Below are 18,352 nucleotides of genomic sequence, written 5' to 3' on the forward strand. Positions count from 1 at the left end.
CCCGTCCGCCTACGATGATCCTGACCCACCGATCAGCCGATCACCCGCGTCCCGTCCGGCCCCTCGCGGCCCGGGACGCCGTCCCGGGGAGGACCCCTTGACCGACCGCCTCGACGCCTCCGCAGCCGTCGCGTCCGGCACACCCGCCGGCTCCACCGCCTCCGGCGCTCCCGCCGGACCCACCGAGGCCGCCGCGGCCGGGGCCCGCGATCTGCACGCGTTCATCGCCGGGCTGCCCAAAGCCGAACTGCATGTCCACCACGTCGGCTCCGCCTCCCCCCGGATCGTCTCCGAGCTCGCCGCCCGGCACCCCGACTCCAAGGTGCCCACCGACCCCGAGGCCTTGGCCGACTACTTCACGTTCACGGACTTCGCCCACTTCATCGAGGTGTATCTGTCCGTCGTGGACCTCATCCGCACCCCGGAGGACGTCCGGCTGCTGACCTACGAGGTGGCCCGGGACCTGGCCCGGCAGCAGGTGCGGTACGCCGAGCTGACCATCACGCCGTTCTCCTCCACCCGGCGCGGGATCGACGAGTCCGCCTTCATGGAGGCGATCGAGGACGCCCGCAAGGCGGCCGAGGCCGAGTTCGGGACCGTACTGCGCTGGTGCTTCGACATTCCGGGCGAGGCCGGGCTGGAGTCCGCCGAGGAGACGGCCCGGCTCGCCACCGACGACCGCATCCGCCCCGAGGGGCTGGTCTCCTTCGGGCTGGGCGGGCCCGAGATCGGCGTCCCGCGCCCGCAGTTCAAGCCGTACTTCGACCGGGCGATCGCCGCCGGGCTGCGGTCCGTGCCGCACGCCGGGGAGACGACCGGCCCCGAGACCGTGTGGGACGCGCTCACCCACCTGCGGGCCGAGCGCATCGGGCACGGCACCAGTTCCGTGCGGGACGAGAAGCTCCTCGCCCACCTCGCCGAGCACCGCATCGCGCTGGAGGTCTGCCCGACCTCCAACATCGCCACCCGCGCGGTCCGCACCCTGGACGAGCACCCGATCAAGGAGTTCGTGAAGGCCGGCGTCCTGGTCACGGTCAACTCCGACGACCCGCCGATGTTCGGCACCGACCTCAACAACGAGTACGCCGTCGCCGCGCGCCTCCTCGAGCTCGACGAGCGCGGTCTCGCCGACCTCGCCAAGAACGCCGTCGACGTGTCCTTCCTGGACGAGGCCGGCAAGGGCCGTGTCAAGGACGAGATCGACACCTTCACGGCCGGGTGGCTCGCACCCTGAGAACCATGGACACAATGGGCCCATGCAGACCCTGACCGCCGTGGCCCATCGCGGCGACCCCTACCGCTTCCGTGAGAACACGCTCGACTCGCTGCGTTCCGCGCTCGCCCTGGGCGCGGACGCGGTGGAGTTCGACGTACGCCTCACCAGCGACGGTGTGCCCGTGCTGCTGCACGACGAGACGCTGAGGCGGCTGTGGGAGGTGGACCGGCCGCTGGTGTCGCTGTCGGCCGCCGAGGTGCGCGGGCTGACGGCGGGCGCGGTGCCGACCCTCGCCGAGGCGCTCGCCGCTACCGACGGCAGCCGGGTGATGCTGGACCTGCCGGGCACCCGGGAGGTCCGGGCCGCGCGCCGGATCGTGGACGCCGTCCGTGAGGCGGGAGCGGCCGACCGCGTCTACTACTGCGCCGACGCCACCGCGATGCTCGCCGTCCGCGCGGCCGACCCGTCCGCCGAGATCGCCCTGACCTGCACCAGTCTGGCGCCCCCGCGCCCCGCACTGGTCGCGGCGGTGAAACCGCGCTGGCTCAACTACCGCTTCTCCCTGGTCACCCGCGACCTGGCCGCCCGCGTCCACCACGACGGCTGTCTGCTCTCCGTCTGGACCCCCGACACCCGCCGCTCCATGCGCCGCCTCATCGGCCTGGGCGTCGACTCGATCACCACCAACCGCGTCGACGTCCTGACCGCCCTGCGCAAGCACTGACCGCCCGGCTACACACTCGAGCGCTGGGGCACCGTCGCCGGATCGGCCGGCGTCTCGCGGGTGGCGTACTGCGGGACCGGGGTGTCGTCGTCGCCGGTGTCGCGGACGAGGCCGTAGCGCTTGGCGCCCTCGGGGGGTCCGCTGGTCACGTCCTCCTCCACCTTGTCCCAGGTGGTCGGGAAGACGCTCAGGCCGTAGTCGGCGCCCCGCTCGTTCACGGTGAGGGTGACGCTGCCGTCGACGTAGAAGTACTCGTTCTGCCACATCTGCTGGGTGCCGGCGGGCAGGACGGCGTAACCGGTGGTGGAGTTGCCCATGCCGGTGGCGGTGGCGTCGGTACCGCTGACGGGGTCGTCCATGCGGCGGCCGCCGCCCGAGGCCACGTGGAAGAGCCTGCCCTTCAGGCCGGTCCAGCTCGGCATGACCAGGCTGCCCGCCCGGTACTGCGGCGAGATCTGCCAGCGCACGAGGACATAGCCCTGGCCGCCGAGCGTCACGCTGTCCCCGCGGTGGTTCATGGTGGCGTGCGCGCCGCCGGTGCTGGTGACGCCGGACGCGGGCCGGTGCGGCAGCGCCGCGGGCGGGGTGTCAGGGGCCGGCGCCCGGTCCACGGCGTCGACGACACCGCCGTACCGGGCCGTCCTCCTCGCGCTCACCGACGGGGAGGGGGAGGCCGACGGCGAGGCGGAAGGGGACGCGGTGGGTGAGGGCGGCGGCCCGGCGGTCGTGCTCGCCGCCGTCGGCGTCGTAGCCGCGCGCGGCGGCGGGTCGTCGGGCGTGTGGACGGCGACGTAGGCGCCGCCCGCGGCGAAGGTCGCGCCGGCCGTCACCGCGACGGCGGGCTTGGTCAGCACGCTCAGCACCTTCGCGGACCAGCCGACCGAGGCGGAGCCCGCAGCGGCCACCGCGGTCTTCCCACCGAGGCCGAGCGAGAGGGTGAAGCCGACCGGGACCGGGACCAGCGCGATGCCGACGAGAAGGCGTTCGGCCGGTACGACGGTCTCGCGGGTGTCGCCGCAGTAGCCGCAGCCCCGGATGTGCCGGGCCAGCCGCTTGCGCCAGACGGAGTCGGGGCGGCCGTCCCAGCGGGCGGTCAGTTCGCGCAGGCCGGGGCAGGCGCCGTCGAGGGCGCGCACGATGCCCCGGGAGACCTCGAGGCGTTCCTTCACCCGCTGGACGCGCACGGCGGCGTGCTGCCGGGTGATGCCGACGGCGGCGGCCAGCTCGCGGCGGCTGAGTTCGCCCGCGACCTCCAGCCACCACAGGGACAGCAGCTGCCGGTCCTCGTCGTCCAGCCAGCGCACCGCCTCCGCGACCTCGCGCCGCTGGCCCTCCAACTGGAGCTTCAGCACGGTGAGTTCGGCGAAGTCGGAGGCGCCGTCGTGGGCCGCGCCCTCGTCGAGGTGGGTCGCGGTCCTGCGGCGCGCCCGGTCGCGGATCTGCCGCATGGCGATGGCCACCAGCCAGGAGCGGAAGCTGTCGGGGTCGCGCAGCGAGCCGAGGTTGTCGACGGCGCGCAGCATGGTCTCCTGGACGACGTCGTCGACGTCCGCGTGGCCGTTCAGGGCACGGCCGACGATGTTGTAGACCAGCGGCAGCCAGCCCGCCACGAGCTCGTCCAGCGCGTGCCGGTCACCGGCCTGCGCGGCGGCGATGGTGGCGCGCCAGTGCCGGTCGGCCTCGGCGTCGGCGTACGTCCTCATGCCCGCACCCTCTCAGCCGGGCCCCCACTGTTGGCGGTGCCAATGTCAGAGATCACACCCGTGGGGACGGACCGAGCGGCCCCGGGATAACAGTTTTTTCTGCCCCCGTAGGGGGTCTCCCCCCACAACTCCCCTATGGGGCACGGAATTTGCTCGGGGTCCGGTCAGGGACCGCCACCCTCCTCAGCGACGATCCGGCACGCCCGTGTCCGCTGGAAGATCATCACGATTCGTCCGACGCCCTCTGCTTCCCTGGAGCCTGCCCATGCGCGCTCGCCGCCGTACGACCGTCCTCGCCGCCTCCCTCGTCCTCGCCCTGACGGCGGCCGGACCGCTGGCCGCCCACGCCTTCGCGTCCGCCCCGGCGGCCGTCACCGACCAGGTGGGCGGCCTGGACACGAAGGCGCTGGCCACCGCCCTCGCCGGTCTCCCGGACACCGACGCGACCGCCGCCCTGGTCCGCGTCGGCGGCACGGACGGCACCTGGCGCGGCAGCGCGGGTGTGCACGACCTGGCGAGCGGCTCGCCGGCGGACCCGGAGGCCCGGTTCCGGGCCGGTTCGACGACGAAGGTGGTGACGGCGGCGGCGGTGCTGCGGCTGGCGGCCGCCGGGCGGATCGGCCTGAACACGCCGATCCAGCAGTATCTGCCCGGGCTGCTCGGCGGGCGGTTCCGGCCGGTCACCGTACGGCAGCTGCTGAACCACACCAGCGGCATCCCGGCGGGCGACGGCCTCGGCAACTCCTTCGAGGAGCTGTACGCGCACCGCTTCGAGTACCAGACGCCGCGGGAGGTCGTCGCGTCGGCGGCGGCGAAGGGGCCGGAGTTCGCTCCGGGCGGGAAGCAGCACTACCTGAACATCAACTACACGATCCTCGGCCTGCTCATCGAGAAGGTGACCGGCCACTCGTACGCGTCCGAGGCCACCCGGCTCGTGCTGAAGCCGGCCGGGATGCGGAGCACGTACTTCCCCGGCACCGACCCGCGCGTGCTCGGCCCGCACAACCACGGCTACCAGGCGGTGGGGAGGAGGGACGGGACGAAGGAGTTCGTCGACGTGACCGAGTGGATCCCCGCGGACGAGGCCGCCGGCGGCATGATCTCCACGACCGCCGACCTGGAACGGCTGCTCACCTCACTGTTCCGGGGCCGGATCGTCCCGCGGCCGCAGCTGCGGGAGATGTTCACCGTCCCGGCGGGCATCGACGGCGCCTCCTACAGCGCCGGACTCCAGCGGTTTCCGTACGAGGGGAAGGTCTACTGGCTGAAGACCGGTGCCCGGTACGGCTACAGCACGATGCTCGGCGCGACCCGCGACCTGAGCCGCACTCTCGTCTACTCCGTCAACTCCACGGACGCCAAGGGCGAGGGAATGAACCCGGTGGCCGAGCGGATCGCCATGGCCGCGCTCAGGTAGCGCGCGGTCCTCACCGCAGCGGCTCCTCCGACGGCACGTTCCGCACCCCCGGCAGATGCCCGTCCAGCTCGCCGGGCTCGAACCGGCACATGCCCACGGCGTGCCAGAACTCGCCGCTGACGTCGCCCTCGTACTTGTAGCCGCCGGAGGGCGCCAGCGCGGCCCAGCCGCCCGGGAGCCCGACCAGGGTGGCGCGCAGGGCCGCAGGGCCGTCGGCCGGGAGGTCCCACAGCCGGACCGTGCCGTCCTCGCCGCCGCTGGCGAGCAGCGAGCCGTCGGGGCTGAAGGCGACGGCGAGGACCCGGCCCGTGTGACCGCTCAACGCCGCCGTCTCACGGCCGGTGCGGGCGTCCCACAGGCGGACCGTGCGGTCGTCGCCCGCGGTCGCCAGCAGGGGCCGCAGCGGATGCGCGGCCGCCGTCCACAGCCTGCCGGTGTGGCCGGACAGCCGGTGCGCGGCCGCCCCGTCCCGCCAGATCACCGCGTCCCCGTCCCAGGAGGCGCTGGCCAGCCAGGAGCCGTCGGCCGCGAACGTCACGGCGTACACCCGGTCGGTGTGGCCGTCGAGGACGTCGGTGATCCGGTGCTCGGCCAGGTGCCAGACGCGCACCTTGCGGTCGTCGCAGCCGGTGGCGAGGACCGCGCCGTCGGGCCGGAAGGCGATGGAGCGGACCCGGCCGTAGTGCTCGCCGATGGTGGTGACGTGCGCGCCGGTGGCCCGGTACCAGAGCTGCACCGTGTCGTCGTCGTTGGCGGTGGCCAGCAGCTCCCCGTCCGGGCTGAACGCCTCGGCCCAGACATGGTCCGTCTCGACGTCCATCTCCCGCTGGTACTCGCCCGTGGAGGCGTTCCACAGGTACATGTCGCCGTCGCTGCTCGCGGTGGCCAGCAGGGTGCCGCCGGGGCTGAACACGGCCGATATCAGCCGGTCGCTCTGGCCGGTCAGCTCCCGCAGGTGGCGTCCGGTGACGGAGTCCCACAGCCGGATCACGCCGTCGTTGCCGCCGGCCGCGAGCAGCGAGCCGTCGCCGCTGAAGGAGAGCGTCCCGATCCGCCGCCCGTGCCCGCGCAGAATGCGCCGGCCCTGGCTGGTGGCGGGGTCGTGGAGCCGTACGACGCCGTCGTTGCCGCCGGTCACCAGCAGCGAGCCGGTGTCCGGGGCGGGTGCGTCGCCGTGCGGGCGGAACTTGCACACCCAGACCGAGCCGCGGTGTTCGGCGGGCTGCCGGGTGAGCGGCGCGGCCACCGGGTCGGACTCGGGGGCGATCCGCCAGATCCGGACCACGCCCTGGCTGTCCCCGGCGGCGAGCAGGGTGCCCTCCGGGTCGAAGAGGACCTGGTAGACGGCGCCCCGGCAGCCGCCGAGGAGCCCGGCGGAGGCACCGGCGGCCAGGTCCCACAGCCGGACCTCGCCCTCGGTGTCCCCGCTCACCAGGAATCGGCCGCCGGGGTGGAAGTCGAGGGTGTAGACCCGGCCGCTGTGCCCGGTGAACTCATGCCGCAGAGCGCGCTCGGCGAGGTCCCACACCCGGACCGTGCCGTTGTGCCGTCCGTCGCCCCGGTCGCCGGTCGCCAGCAGGGTGCCGTCCGGGCTGAACCGCGCCCGGTACACCGCGCTCTGGTGACCGGGCAGTTCGCCGACGCGCCGCCCGGTGGCGAGGTCCCACAGCCGTACGGCGGTGGAGGCGTCCCCGGTGACCAGGGTGGCGTTGCCCGGTCCGAAAGCCACGGTGTAGACGGGCGCGGAGTGGCCGGGCAGCCGGTGCAGCACGGTGCCCGTGGCGGTGTCCCAGACGGTGACCACGCCCTCGGCGTCGCCGGTGGCCATCAGGGAGCCGTCGGCGTCCAGGGCGACCGGCCACACTCCGCGCGGGTGGATCTCCAGCAGGTGGCGGCAACGGCCGGAGACCGGGTCCCACAGCCGGACGGTCCCGTCGGCGCTGCCGGTGGCGAGGACCCGCTCGCGGAACTTGACGGCGTAGACGCGGTCGGTGTGGCCCTCCAGGGTGCGCAGGGGGGTGCCGGTGGTGGCGTCGCAGACCAGCACCCCGCCGTCCTCGGCGCCGACGGCGAGGAGTTCGCCGTCGGGGCTGTAGGAGATGGGCTCGGGCAGCCGGCTGGTGCGCATGTCGAAGCCGTACGGCACGCCGACCGCGGAGGGCCGGAAGCCGGAGTCGACGGCCATGCCGGGGGCGAGGGCGGCGGCCGCCAGTTCGGGGGCGTCCGGCAGGCCGGGACCGGTGGTGGCCGCGATCAGCGCGGCCCGCCGCCAGCGGCCGCCCTCGACGCGGGCCCCGGTCAGGTCGGTGCGGATCAGGCGCGCCCGGCGCAGGTCGGCGCCGCGCAGATCAGCGCCGGTGAGGTCGGCGCCGTCGAGCCGGGCGCCGGTCAGCCGGGCGTCGCGCAGGACCGCGCCGGAGAGGTTGGCGCCGACCAGACGGGCGTCGGTGAGGTCGGCGCGGGTGAGGTCGACGCCGGAGAAGTCGCGGTAGGAGAGGTCCTCGCCGGCGAGGGCGGCCCCGCGCAGATCGGTGTGGGCGGGCACGCGCAGCCGGGAGAGGATCTTCACGGCGTTGGCGCGGGCCACCTCGTCGTCGCCGCTGTCGAGCGTCCGCTCGGCCCACTCCTGGCAGGCGCGGTGGTCGGCGAGGTCGCAAAGGAACTCGACGGCGAGCTGGCTGAGCGGGCGCCGGGCAAGCAGGGCGCTGTCACCCGCGGCCAGCCGGACCGCGCACTCGCGGGCGATGAGCCACTCCACCACCGACCCGTGGATGAACCGGAACACCCCGTCCTCGCTGCGGACCAGCAGGCTGCCGGAGCCGACGGCGTGCGCGGCCTGCCCGGGGGACAGCCGGCTGTCGGCGAGCCCGGTGAGGGTCTCGGCGACATCGGTCAGCTCGTCGAGCCGCAGCGACTCCTGGCCGCTCTGCCAGAGCCGGAGGGCGAGCGCGGTGACCGCGTTCCACAGCTGGTCGAGGCTGAGCCCGGGGGCCCGGCCGGGGCCGCCGGCGGCGCGCTGCTGCTCGAAGGCCAGCCAGGCGGTGAGGACCTCCTGGTAGAGGCCGGCGGGGCTGAGGGCGCGCCCGGCTCCGGCGACCGCGCGCAGCTGGTCGTCGTCGAGGTCGGCGACGAAGCCGAGGAGGCGGGGGTTGCGGCACAGGGCGAGCAGGTCGGGGATGGCGTCGAGCAGACGCACCCGGCGGTCGGCGGCTCTCTCGTCGCCGTCGTAGCGGTTGACCAGGTAGGCGTGGATCTGCTGCGGGGTGAACTCCTGGACCACCAGCACCCTGCGGTGCGGGAGCATGCCGACGCGTTCGCCGAGGGCGGTGAGCACCTGGCCCTGGGAGCGGAAGTGCTGGGTGCGGCTGCTGACGACGATCTTGGCGCTGTCGACGGCGGAGTCCAGCAGCACCTGGAGGCGTTCGGCGGCGCGGTCGTACGTCACCCGGGTGACGAGTTCGTCGAAGCCGTCGAAGAGGAGCACGATCCGGCCCTGCTGGAGCATGTACCGAAAGGCGCGCAGATCGATGTTGTCGACGCCGTGCGCGGCGAGGTGGGCGGCGACCAGGCCCTCGAAGGAGTAGGCGCGGTCGAGCGCGTTGAGCTCCACCAGCAGCGGGACGAGATGCGGCAGTTCGGCGGGGATACGGCGGGCCAGCTCGCGCAGCGCGAACGTCTTGCCGTGCCCGAAGTCGCCGAGCAGGAGCAGGAAGCGGCCCTGGTCGGAGTCGAGGAGGCGGAGCATGTCGTCGACCAGGCCGTCGCGGTCCTCGGCGTCCAGGCGCTCGACCTCGCGGTAGCGCTGGGGCAGGTAGATGCCCGGGGGGTAGCGGGGGTCGGTGCGCAGCCGTTCGCTCTGGGCGCCGACGTAGGCGCGCAGGTCGAGCAGGCCCTGGAACTCGGTGAAGCTGCGCACCCGGACGCCTCTGCGGCGGGCGTGGTCGCGCAGTTCGCGGGCGGGCGGCGGGCCGTCGTGGACGAGTTCGGCCTCGGTCTCGGAGTCGGCGGCGTGCACGAGGGCGACGACCCGGTCGACGTCCTCGGCGGTCGGGGTGCCGGTGTGCACGGCGACCCGCTGCTGGCGGACGAAGCCCGACTGGGTCCAGGTGACGAGGAGCTGGGGCACGGGTCCGTCGACCCGGCGGATCTGCGCGCCCTCGTGCCGGGTGCGGCAGACCTCGGCGACCCGGGCGAGCAGCACCTCGGCCGGGGACTGCACGGCCCGCGGCTCGGGGTCGGGGGTGAGGCCGGTCCCGGGGTCGGCCGCGGTGGTGTCGCCGGGGGTGAAGGCGCGGTGGGCACGGCGCCACTCGATCCGGTCGCGGCGCGGTTCGCCGGGGTGCGGCCAGGTAGCCAGGCCGTCCCGGCCGATGCGCAGCAGCTGGTGCCGGGCGGGGCCGGCGGCGCCGAGCAGGGGCAGTTCGCCGGAGGCGGTGGCCAGCGCGGGGCGGGCGCCGGGTCCTGCCGGGCCGTGCAGCAGCAGATGGAGGCGGGGCGCGGTGAGGCGGGCCAGCACCTCGGTGTCGCGCAGCGGCCCGGCACCGTCCTGGGCCGCCCCGCGCAGCACCCCGGGCCGGGCGGTGCCGGGGGCGTGCCGCAGGGCGCCGATCCGCAGCCACCCCTCCTCCTCGTACGGCCTCAGCGCCTGCGCGAACCAGGCGGCCTGCTCGGGCCCGACCATGCCGTACTGGTCGTCGGGCCGGTGGCTGTAGGCCATGGAGGAGTTGAGTCCGGCGACGACGGTGTGCAGTTCGGGCACGGGGAACAGGGTCCACGGCTGGTCGCTGTCGAAGACGGCGTCGAGCCCTTGGTAGAGCTCCTGGAAGAGCCGGGCGAAGTGGCGCCACTTGGGCCAGTAGGGCGGCCGGGGCGGCATCTCGTCGGCCTCGCAGGTGCTGAAGTAGGCCCGGCAGGCGGCCTGGTTGACGTCGTGGCCGCCGGGGACGAGGGCGACGCGGTGCGGTTCCAGGCCGAGGAGGGCGCGCAGACCGGTGAGGAAGGCCAGCGCCTGGTCGTACTCGCGGGGGCTGCCGGAGGCGGTGAGGTCACCGGTGACGACCAGCAGGTCCGGGGAGGGCGCCCCGGCGTCGGTGAGCTCGACGAGGTCGCCCCAGATCGCCGCCTGTAACGCGGCCGGCTCCTCACCCCGCCCGAAGGCGGGCCCGGCCAGGTGCAGCACGGTGACGGCCTCGCGGGCCGCCGGGTCCGAGGTGACCCGGGGATAGGCCGGCGGCGCGGCGGGCCGGCGCCGGCCGGCCCACCCGGGCCGCCCGAGCGGCCGAGCCGTGTGCGGGGCGACCGGCACGGCGGGGGCGGGCGGCACGGGCCGGCCGTTGCCCGGGTAGTCGGGCCGCAGGCTGGGCCGGGCCCGGCCGTCGAGGGCCTGCCGGACGCGGGTGAGCAGCAGGGCGCGGGCGGCGGACGGCTCGGTGACCGGCACCAGGTCGACGTAGGTGATGGTGGCGAGCAGCCCCTCCACCGGGATGTCCTCGACCCGGACGGTGATCAGCCTCCGCTCGGGCATGTCGGGGTCGGCCCGCAGGGCGGCCTGCCACTCCATACGGCCGTACCGGGAGCGCTCGTAGTTGCGCGAGAGGACGGCGATGACGGCCGCGGACTCGCTGACCCCCCGGTCCATGAAGTCGACGAAGTTCGTGCCCGGCACGAAGTCCCAGGCCTGGAGGACGGTCCGGTAGCCGGCCTCCTCCAGCGTCCAGGCGATCCAGGACGCCCACCGCTCGTCGGCGGGCGAGTAACTGACGAAGAAGTCCAACGGTCCGGTGTCACCGGTCATCTGACGAACCCCCATGTCCCCCATGTATTCATGATGCAATGAACGAGCGCCGATGGGGACCGTTCGCGCAGCAACCCCCTGGTCACGCCGAGGCACAACTGTGCGACCCTTCCCCCGTGTCTGTCTTGAGGCGTCTGCATGTGCTGGACCGGGTGGCCATCGGTCTGCTCGCGATCGGGCTGGTGTGCGTGGCCTCGGGGTTGCTGCCCACCGCTCGGGCGGGTGACGCGATGACCCGGATCGCCCCGCTGCTGGCCTTCCTGGGCACGGTGATCGCGCTGGCCGAACTGACCAGCAGGGCCGAGGTGTTCGACGTGGTGGCGGCGAAGGTCGCGCGGGCGGGCCGGGGCAGCTACGCGCTGCTCTTCCTGCTGTGCGTGGCCTTCGCGTCGGTCACGACCGTCTCGCTCAACCTGGACACCACGGCCGTGCTGCTGACCCCCGTGATGCTGGCGCTGGCGTCCCGGGTCGGCATCGCGGCGGTCCCGCTGGCGATGACGACGGTCTGGCTGGCCAACACGGCGAGCCTGCTGCTCCCGGTCTCCAACCTGACGAACCTGCTGGCGGCGGACCGGGTGGCGCTGTCCTCGCTGGGGCTGGCGGGCCGGATGTGGGCTCCGCAGCTCGCCGCGATCCTGGTGACGATGGCGTGCCTGTGGGGGTTCTACTGGCGTCGGGGGAGGCGTACGGCCGAGTCGGCGGGCGGGCCGGGTGCGGTGCTGGTGGCGGAGGGCGTACGGCGCGGCGGCGCCGACCGCTACGAGCCGCCCGCGGCGCACCGGCCCGCCGACCCCGTCCTGTTCCGGGTGTGCGCGGTGGCCTGTGCCGGATTCCTGCTCGCCATCCTGGTCGCCGACGTGGAGCTGTGGATGGCGTCCGCGACGGCGGCGGCGGTGGCCGTGGGGGTGTTCGCGCTGCGCGACCGTTCGGCGCTGCGGTGGTCGCTGGTGCCGTGGCGGCTGCTGGTGATGGTGCCGGGGATGTTCCTGGTCGTGGAGACGGTCAACGTGCACGGCCTGCACGAGCTGCTGGCCGCCGCGGTCGGCGACGACGGCGGCCTCCTGGGCCAGTTCCGCGCGGCGGCGGTGGGCGGCGGCCTGTCGAACGTCCTCAACAACCTGCCCGTCTACCTGGCCGGCGAGGCGGCGGTCCCGGTCGGCAACCACGACCAGCTCCTCGCCCTGCTCATCGGCACCAACGCGGGCCCGGTGATCACGCCGTGGGCCTCCCTGGCGACCCTGCTCTGGTACGAGCGGTGCGTGGCGTACGGCGTCCGGGTGCCGGTGGCCCGCCTGATGGGCACGGGTGCGGTCCTGGCGGTCACGTCGGTGGCGGCGTCGGTGACGGCACTGGCGGTGACACGCCAGGGCGTGTGGTGAAAGTCCCGCCTTCCCGGCGGCGCCTGGCACGCTCGCCGCGTTGTCGGGGTCGCCCCGGCACATCCGGTATCGGGGCGACCCTCCGCCTTGCGATCGCACGCACCAGGCACCGCCGGGCCGGCCCTCCGGGCGGACGACGCTCCTTTCACCACACGCCCTGGGCGGGACGCCGGGCTGGGGCGGCGTCCTCCTGAGCGGCCGGGCCTTTCAGGGCACCGGTCCGAGCAGCGGTGTCGTGGCGGTCGCCACCAGGTCCAGCAGGGCGGGCAGGACCTCCGGGCGGGCGGCGACGAAGGAGCGGTCCGTGTCGGGGCCGGTGAAGGTGGGAGTGAAGGCGCGGCCGTCCAGGTGGCGCAGGGCTGCTCCGGCCTCGCGGGCCAACAGGGCGCCGGCCGGCAGGTCGATAGCCTCGGCGCGGTAGCCGACGAAGCCGTCGATGTCGCCCCGGGCGAGCATGGCCCAGGCGACCAGCGGCGCCCAGAGCTGGAGGAGACGGCGGGAGCGCAGTTCGAGGGTGTGGCGCAGGGCGCGGGCCATGGGGTCGTCGCGGGCCACCGCGTGGCCCTGGGTCCAGGCGAGGAGCGGGCCCGAGGGGGACACGGGCCGGGGGGCGGGGGTGAGACGGCCGGCCGGGCCGTGGGCGCCGGCGCCGTGGCGGGCCGACCAGGTGCGGCCGGTCACCGGGTCGTGGACCACGCCGACCACCGGCAGCGCCTCGTCGCACAGGGCGATGCCGACGACGTAGACGGGCAGCCCGATGACCACGTTGTTGCTGCCGTCGAGGGGGTCCACCAGCCAGGTGCGGGCGCCTGCGTCGCCGGGGGCCGCATCGCCCGTCTCCTCCGCCAGGATCCGGTCGTGCGGGAAGTCCGCGCGGATCCGGTCGACCACCAGTCGCTCGGCCAGCAGGTCCAGGTCGGTGACGACATCGCCGCGGTCGCCCTTGGGGCGGGCCGCGAAACCGTCCGGGAAGCGGGAGCGCAGCAGCGCGCCCGCCGCCTCGGCGGCCGCCACGGCCGTACGGCACTCAGGGGTGAAGTCGGGGTTCGGGCTCATGGATCCTCCTGAGCGCGGCCTGGGCGATCCGGGAGGTCTGGGCCGCGTCGCACATCCTGCGGACCACCCGGTGGCCCGGGGCCCGCAACGGGCCCAGGGAGAGGTCCGCCCGGCCGGGCAGCGTCCGCCCCAGCACCAGGGTGGCGGTCGGACGGCCGTCCGACACCACGGTGGTGTGGAACTCACCCGCCGGAAGGGCGTAGGTCTGGCCCCGTGAGCTGGTCTGGCCGGGGCCCGGCACACAGCGCACCAGCCGTCTGGTGGGCCGCAGTTCGTCCACACCGGTGGGCCGGCTGTGCACCTCGAACACCCGGTGGGTGGGGGCCGCGGTCTCCTCGGCCACCCCCATCCGCCGGTTGTCCAGCTGCCCGTAGAGCACGGTGCTGATCAGGTCCCAGCTGTGCGAGTGCACTTGATGGTCGGTCAGGATCGGGTCCGTCGGGCCGAAGACGTGCACGCAGACTCCGTCCGGCCCGTCCCGCAGCACCGGCAGGCAGACGAACCCCAGTGGATGGCGCACCGCGCGCAGCTCACCGCGGCCGTTCGCGACCTGCTCCAGTTCCGATGCGGCGTGCCGCACCAGCTCGGCGGAATCACCCCGCCGGGCGGCCCGTTCCAGGGCCGGGTAGTCCATCGTCTCCCCCTCGCCGGATCGAGGACCGGACCGAAGTGAGGCGCTCCCCCCTGCGATGTCTCATCTGCGGTAGGGGTCCTCCGCGCGCAGCGCCCGGTCGATGATGTCGCCGACGTCACGGTCGCTGAAGCTCGTCGGCAGCGGCAGTCCGAGTCGGTCCAGCAGCCGTCTCACCTCATCGACGGTGGGCTCGTCGCTGAGCTCGGTCGCCTCCCGCAGATCGAGCTTGACGGCCTGCTCGCGGCTCTGGTGCAACTCGGTGACGTAGTAGTCGTACAGCGGCCGGTCCCGCTCCACACAGAGGCTGACGCGGCGCGGGTCGTCCTGGGTGATGATCAGGCAGGTGTCCGACAGGTCGAAGCGCAGCGCCGGGGCCACGGAACTCAGGTGCACGTCGATCTCCAGGGTGTCCAGCCGCTGCCGGTGCCAGCTGGCGGCCAGGACGGTGGCGTACGACTCCTTGCGGGTGCGCTCGGTGGTCCAGCCGCCGGTGTCGCCGTGGCCGAAGGTGCGGCGGAAGCGGGCGTAGGCCTCGCAGACCTTGTCGTCGGCCGGGTTCACGATGTCGATCTTCATGCTGAGGGCGCGGCGCTGCCGCTGCGCCTCCAGGACGCACTGCGGCAGGGTGACGGCCCGCAGATAGGTGCCGGTGCCGCCCTTGAACACCCAGCGGGCGGTGGAGCGGCGGGCCTGTTCGTGTGCCAGGGCCACCTCGGGGCCGGCCAGGGTGCGCACCATGGCCAGATCCTCGATCGCCCGCCCGGTCGCGGCGGTGGCGGCCCGGATGTCGGCCATCCGGCGCCGGCGCTCGGTCAGCGAGCCGTACACCAGCGCGGCCAGCACGAGCAGGATGGAGCCGGTGACGATGTCGTTGTCGAAGTCCTTGTTGGTGATGTCGAGCAGGCCCACGATGAGGGCGACCGCGATGGCGACGACCCCGTCCGCGTTGCGGACCGCCCAGGCGATCGAGTCCTCCAGCCGGCGCCCCGACGGCTGCGGTGTACTGCGCGACACGTCCCCCACCCTCCCCCCCCGACGGCGACTTCCATGGTAGGAGCAAGCGGCGGGCGACGGCTACGGCGCGTCAATCGGCCTCAACGGCGCGTACTCGACTTCGTGGACTCGATCGTGCGCTGGTCCTCAAGGATGGAGCCGGTGGTGGAGGGGGCCGGACTCGCGGCATCGGTGGCGGCCGGAACATCGCCGGTCGGGGCCCCCTCCGAAGGGATGGGCAGCGCCGAGTCGTCCGACGCGGAGGACAGGGTCGGCGCGGGCGTGGCGTCCGACGGGGCCGCCGTGTCCGGCGCGGTCGGCGCGGTCGGCGTGTACCGGTTCGACGGCGGGGCGAGCGGGACCGTCGGGGTGGCGGGCCCGCCGTGCGTGCCCGGCAGCAGGACGGCGAGCGCGGCGACGGCACAGGCCACGCCGGCCCCGGCCGCCGTGCGCAGCAGCCGGCGGCGGGCCGCGCCGCGGCGGACCTCGGCGTAGCGGCCGGGCGGCGGGGCGAGGTGGCCGTGGGCGGGCCGCAGGATGACCGTGAGCGGGTCCTCGGGGTCGAGTTCCGCGGACTCCGCGCCGTCGTCGAAGTCGTCAGCGGGTGTGATCAAGGCTTCTCCTCAAGTGGGCGCGGAGCAGTTCGCGGGCCGCGTGCAGGTCGGCCTTGACGGTCCCTTCCTTGCGCCCGGTGAGCACGGACACCTCCCTGATCGGCATGTCAGCGTAGTAGTGCAGCAGGATGGGCAGCCGCAGCCGGTCGGGCAGCGACTGCACGAGCAGACGGACGGACGGGTCGTCCTGTTCGGCGTGCGGGTGCACCGAGGCCTCGACGGTGGCCCGGTGCACGGCCCGCCGCTCGCGCTCCAGCTTGCGCCAGTGGTCGCGGACCAGGTTGGCGGCGGTGACGTAGAGGAAGCCCTGGGGTTCCGCCACGGACGTCCAGCGGGCCCAGAGCCGGGTGAAGGCCTCCGAGGCGATCTCGTGGGCGGTGCCGTCGTCGTCGACGAGACGGCGGCACCAGCCCGCGAGGCGCGGGTAGAGGGCGGCGAACAGCTCGGACGCCGCCCTCTCACGGGACCGAGTGGGCCGTTTCAACGTTCTCCCGCGGGGATCAGGGCGGCGAACACGATCACGTTGTCGCGGTATCCGTCCCCGGAGCGGGGACCTCCGCACGTGATGAGACGCAACTCCGGCCGGTCCACGTTCCCGTAGACGTCCTCGGTCGGGAACTCGCTCTTGTCGACGGTCCGTACGCCGGTGACGGCGAACTCGGCCGTGGTGCCGTTCTCCAGGCGCGCCGTGATCCGGTCGCCCCGTCCCAGCTCGACGAGGTGCCGGAAGACGCCGTCGCCGTACCGGCCGACGGTGACATGGCCGAGGATCACGGACGGTCCGGTCTGGCCCGGGGTGGGCGAGTGCCGGTACCAGCCGGCCCGGTCGTCCTTCTCCACGGGGGGCACCTCGACGCTGCCGTCGGAGGCCAGCCCGAGCCGCATCACCGGAGTGTCCACCCCGATGGCCGGGATCCGCAGCGCGACCGGTACGGACCGCGCGAGGGGACGCACGGACTGCGTGGTCTGCCCCGGGGAGGCCGTGGGGGTTCCGGCGGTGGCCCCGGGGGTGGCCTGGTCGGTGCCCCGGTCGGCCGGCGAGCCGCCGCAGCCGGCGAGCAGCACGGCGAGGGCGGTGGCGGCCAGGGCGCGCCTGGAGAACGGGCTCATGCGCCGGTCGCCCTCCGGCGCCGTACGACGTAGAAGCCCGCGCCCGCCACGGCGAACGCGGCGGCGGAACCGGCGCCGATCAGGCCGCCGTTCCCCTCGGAGGGCTTCTCGACGCCGGTGTCGGCGGCGCCCCGCGGCACCTCGCCGACCTGGCTCGGCACCGCGCTCGGGGCCGTGCTGGAGTCCTCCGCCGGAGCCTTGGTGGAGTCCTCCGACGCGAGCCCGGTGGCGTCCGTCTTCTCGGCGACGCTCGGCACGGGGGACGCCGACTGGTCGGCGGCGAACGCCGGCGCCGCACTCATCAGCAGGGCCGTGCCCGTGACGGCCAGGGCGCCGAGGCCCGTTCGGGACATGAGTCGCATGGGTCGCTCTCTTTCATCGGTCCGTTGACGGATCGAGCGGAGAGACGAGGCAGCGGGGGACGGGGTTGTAAAGAGATGGCAAAGCCGGAAGGCGGGGTCCGCGTGGGCCCCGGAGCGGGGCTGTTGTGCAGTGCGAAATTTTGTGTTGCAGAAGTGGTGCCCACCCTCGCCCACCTCCTACGTTCCCCTCTCAACAGACCGGTCCTCACCCCCCACTCACCCGACACCCGGGCCTCTTCGACGGCCCGGGCACCCTCCGAGGGATTCGAGGAACTTCGATGAACGCTCGTTCTGTACGTGGTGCGGTGGCCGTCGCCGCGTCCCTCTGCGCACTGGCCGGGGTCGCCGCGTGCAACGTCCAGTCGGACAGTGGCACCGCCGCCGCGGACGCCGGCGCCTCGCCCGCCAAGGCCAAGAACCTGAGAGTCGGCTGGTCGACGATCTACCTGACCCCGTCGTGGATGCAGCAGACCCTGAAGATGCTGCAGACGGACGTCGACAAGCTGAAGTCGGCGGGCAAGGTGTCGTCCTTCAAGACGTTCAACGCCAACGGCGACACCTCGCAGCAGATCGCCCAGATCCGCGCCATGATCCAGCAGAAGTACGACGTGATCCTGGTCGACGCGGGCTCCTCCACCGCGCTCAACCCGGCGCTGGAGCAGGCCGTCGCCGCGGGCATCACGGTCGTGGCCTTCGACTCGCTGCCGACCACCACCAAGGTCGTCACGGTCGGCACCGACCAGAAGGCCTGGGGCTCGATGATGGCCACCTGGCTGGCCAAGAAGCTGGACGGCAAGGGCAGCATCATCGCGATGAACGGCCCGGCCGGCGTCGCCGTCAGCGAGGACCGGTGGTCGGGGGCCGAGGCGGTCTTCAAGAAGTACCCGGACATCAAGATCGTCAGCAATGTGCACAGCGAGTACAACCTCGCCCCGGCGGCCCAGGCCTTCGCCTCCGCCTACTCCGCCCACCCGGACATCAACGGGGTGTTCTCGCAGGGCGGCGCGCTGTCGGCGGCCGCGCTGCAGACGCTGGTCAAGCAGGACAAGAAGCTGGTGCCGATCACCGGCGAGAACTACAACGGCTTCCTGAAGCTGTGGCAGAGCAAGCAGAAGGAAGGTTTCTCCTCGCTTGCCACCGCCCAGCCCAACTACCTCTCGGTGATCGCCCTGGAGGCCGCCGTCGCCCAGCGCGAAGGCGTGAAGGTGCCGCAGAACGTCGTCGTGCCGCTGCCCGAGATCACCGACAGCAACCTCTCCCAGTACGCCAAGCCCAGCGAGCCGGACGACTCCTACCCGATCAACGACATCCCGCAGTCCCAGATCGACAAGCTCATCGGCAAGTGAGCGG

The 18,352-nt window shown here is 73.8% G+C and carries 14 protein-coding genes; 5 read left to right on the forward strand and 9 right to left on the reverse strand.

Going from position 1 to position 18,352, the window contains the following annotated elements:
- Positions 1-31 precede the first annotated feature (31 nt).
- Together ACIBVL_RS31870 and ACIBVL_RS31875 are read left to right on the forward strand one after the other, a co-directional pair.
- On the forward strand, positions 32-1,234 hold the full coding sequence (locus ACIBVL_RS31870; RefSeq protein ID WP_399102859.1) for an adenosine deaminase: 1,203 nt from the start codon (positions 32-34) through the stop codon (positions 1,232-1,234).
- 22 nt (positions 1,235-1,256) lie between these two features.
- The gene (locus ACIBVL_RS31875; protein WP_399102547.1) at positions 1,257-1,940 is read left to right on the forward strand and encodes a glycerophosphodiester phosphodiesterase; all 684 of its coding nucleotides are present in this window, start codon (positions 1,257-1,259) and stop codon (positions 1,938-1,940) included.
- Positions 1,941-1,948: 8 nt separating this feature from the next.
- Here the strand turns inward: ACIBVL_RS31875 and ACIBVL_RS31880 are convergent, their stop codons facing one another.
- A complete protein-coding gene (locus ACIBVL_RS31880; RefSeq protein ID WP_399102549.1) occupies positions 1,949-3,643 on the reverse strand; it encodes an RNA polymerase sigma factor in 1,695 nt (564 codons plus the stop codon).
- A gap of 265 nt (positions 3,644-3,908) precedes the next feature.
- Here ACIBVL_RS31880 and ACIBVL_RS31885 point away from each other — a divergent pair, with 265 nt between their 5' ends.
- Positions 3,909-5,060, forward strand: a complete 1,152-nt coding sequence (locus tag ACIBVL_RS31885) for a serine hydrolase domain-containing protein (protein ID WP_399102550.1) — start codon at positions 3,909-3,911, stop codon at positions 5,058-5,060.
- A 10-nt stretch (positions 5,061-5,070) separates the two neighbouring features.
- On the opposite strand, the gene ACIBVL_RS31890 is transcribed toward ACIBVL_RS31885, so the two are convergent.
- Positions 5,071-10,854 carry a TIR domain-containing protein gene (locus ACIBVL_RS31890; protein WP_399102552.1) on the reverse strand — a complete coding sequence of 1,928 codons (5,784 nt, stop codon included), beginning with the start codon at positions 10,852-10,854 and terminating at the stop codon, positions 5,071-5,073.
- A gap of 116 nt (positions 10,855-10,970) precedes the next feature.
- Between ACIBVL_RS31890 and ACIBVL_RS31895 the strand changes: the two genes are divergently transcribed.
- The gene (locus ACIBVL_RS31895) at positions 10,971-12,233 is read left to right on the forward strand and encodes an SLC13 family permease (protein ID WP_399102554.1); all 1,263 of its coding nucleotides are present in this window, start codon (positions 10,971-10,973) and stop codon (positions 12,231-12,233) included.
- Positions 12,234-12,440: 207 nt separating this feature from the next.
- Here ACIBVL_RS31895 and ACIBVL_RS31900 read toward each other — a convergent pair whose 3' ends face one another.
- The 7 genes from ACIBVL_RS31900 to ACIBVL_RS31930 form a co-directional block, all read right to left on the reverse strand.
- Positions 12,441-13,289: an inositol monophosphatase family protein gene (locus ACIBVL_RS31900; protein ID WP_399102556.1), complete on the reverse strand. Its 849-nt coding sequence runs from the start codon at positions 13,287-13,289 to the stop codon at positions 12,441-12,443.
- The gene (locus ACIBVL_RS31905; RefSeq protein ID WP_399102558.1) at positions 13,261-13,923 is read right to left on the reverse strand and encodes a hypothetical protein; all 663 of its coding nucleotides are present in this window, start codon (positions 13,921-13,923) and stop codon (positions 13,261-13,263) included. The genes ACIBVL_RS31900 and ACIBVL_RS31905 overlap by 29 nt, the downstream gene beginning before the upstream one ends.
- A 60-nt stretch (positions 13,924-13,983) precedes the next feature.
- Positions 13,984-14,937, reverse strand: coding sequence for a hypothetical protein (locus ACIBVL_RS31910; protein WP_399102561.1), 954 nt, complete (start codon positions 14,935-14,937; stop codon positions 13,984-13,986).
- 80 nt (positions 14,938-15,017) lie between these two features.
- The gene (locus tag ACIBVL_RS31915; protein WP_399102563.1) at positions 15,018-15,530 is read right to left on the reverse strand and encodes a hypothetical protein; all 513 of its coding nucleotides are present in this window, start codon (positions 15,528-15,530) and stop codon (positions 15,018-15,020) included.
- Positions 15,514-16,014: an RNA polymerase sigma factor gene (locus ACIBVL_RS31920; RefSeq protein WP_399102565.1), complete on the reverse strand. Its 501-nt coding sequence runs from the start codon at positions 16,012-16,014 to the stop codon at positions 15,514-15,516. The genes ACIBVL_RS31915 and ACIBVL_RS31920 overlap by 17 nt, the downstream gene beginning before the upstream one ends.
- Positions 16,011-16,640 carry a class F sortase gene (locus ACIBVL_RS31925; RefSeq protein WP_399102567.1) on the reverse strand — a complete coding sequence of 210 codons (630 nt, stop codon included), beginning with the start codon at positions 16,638-16,640 and terminating at the stop codon, positions 16,011-16,013. Before ACIBVL_RS31925 ends, ACIBVL_RS31920 begins: the two co-directional genes overlap by 4 nt.
- The gene (locus ACIBVL_RS31930; protein WP_399102569.1) at positions 16,637-17,002 is read right to left on the reverse strand and encodes a sortase-dependent protein; all 366 of its coding nucleotides are present in this window, start codon (positions 17,000-17,002) and stop codon (positions 16,637-16,639) included. Before ACIBVL_RS31930 ends, ACIBVL_RS31925 begins: the two co-directional genes overlap by 4 nt.
- A 278-nt stretch (positions 17,003-17,280) precedes the next feature.
- Here ACIBVL_RS31930 and ACIBVL_RS31935 point away from each other — a divergent pair, with 278 nt between their 5' ends.
- A complete protein-coding gene (locus ACIBVL_RS31935; RefSeq protein WP_399102571.1) occupies positions 17,281-18,348 on the forward strand; it encodes an ABC transporter substrate-binding protein in 1,068 nt (355 codons plus the stop codon).
- Positions 18,349-18,352: the final 4 nt, after the last annotated feature.

Source organism: Streptomyces sp. NPDC049687, assembly GCF_044465285.1.
GTDB lineage: Bacteria > Actinomycetota > Actinomycetes > Streptomycetales > Streptomycetaceae > Streptomyces.

Bases quoted from the DNA above. Each gene is read 5' to 3' on its own strand.
- ACIBVL_RS31900 (WP_399102556.1), bottom strand. From the start codon at position 13,289: ATGAGCCCGAACCCCGACTTCACCCCTGAGTGCCGTACGGCCGTGGCG.
- ACIBVL_RS31880 (WP_399102549.1), bottom strand. From the start codon at position 3,643: ATGAGGACGTACGCCGACGCCGAGGCCGACCGGCACTGGCGCGCCACC.
- ACIBVL_RS31890 (WP_399102552.1), bottom strand. From the start codon at position 10,854: ATGACCGGTGACACCGGACCGTTGGACTTCTTCGTCAGTTACTCGCCC.
- ACIBVL_RS31875 (WP_399102547.1), top strand. From the start codon at position 1,257: ATGCAGACCCTGACCGCCGTGGCCCATCGCGGCGACCCCTACCGCTTC.
- ACIBVL_RS31885 (WP_399102550.1), top strand. From the start codon at position 3,909: ATGCGCGCTCGCCGCCGTACGACCGTCCTCGCCGCCTCCCTCGTCCTC.
- ACIBVL_RS31930 (WP_399102569.1), bottom strand. From the start codon at position 17,002: ATGCGACTCATGTCCCGAACGGGCCTCGGCGCCCTGGCCGTCACGGGC.
- ACIBVL_RS31935 (WP_399102571.1), top strand. From the start codon at position 17,281: ATGAACGCTCGTTCTGTACGTGGTGCGGTGGCCGTCGCCGCGTCCCTC.
- ACIBVL_RS31905 (WP_399102558.1), bottom strand. From the start codon at position 13,923: ATGGACTACCCGGCCCTGGAACGGGCCGCCCGGCGGGGTGATTCCGCC.
- ACIBVL_RS31925 (WP_399102567.1), bottom strand. From the start codon at position 16,640: ATGAGCCCGTTCTCCAGGCGCGCCCTGGCCGCCACCGCCCTCGCCGTG.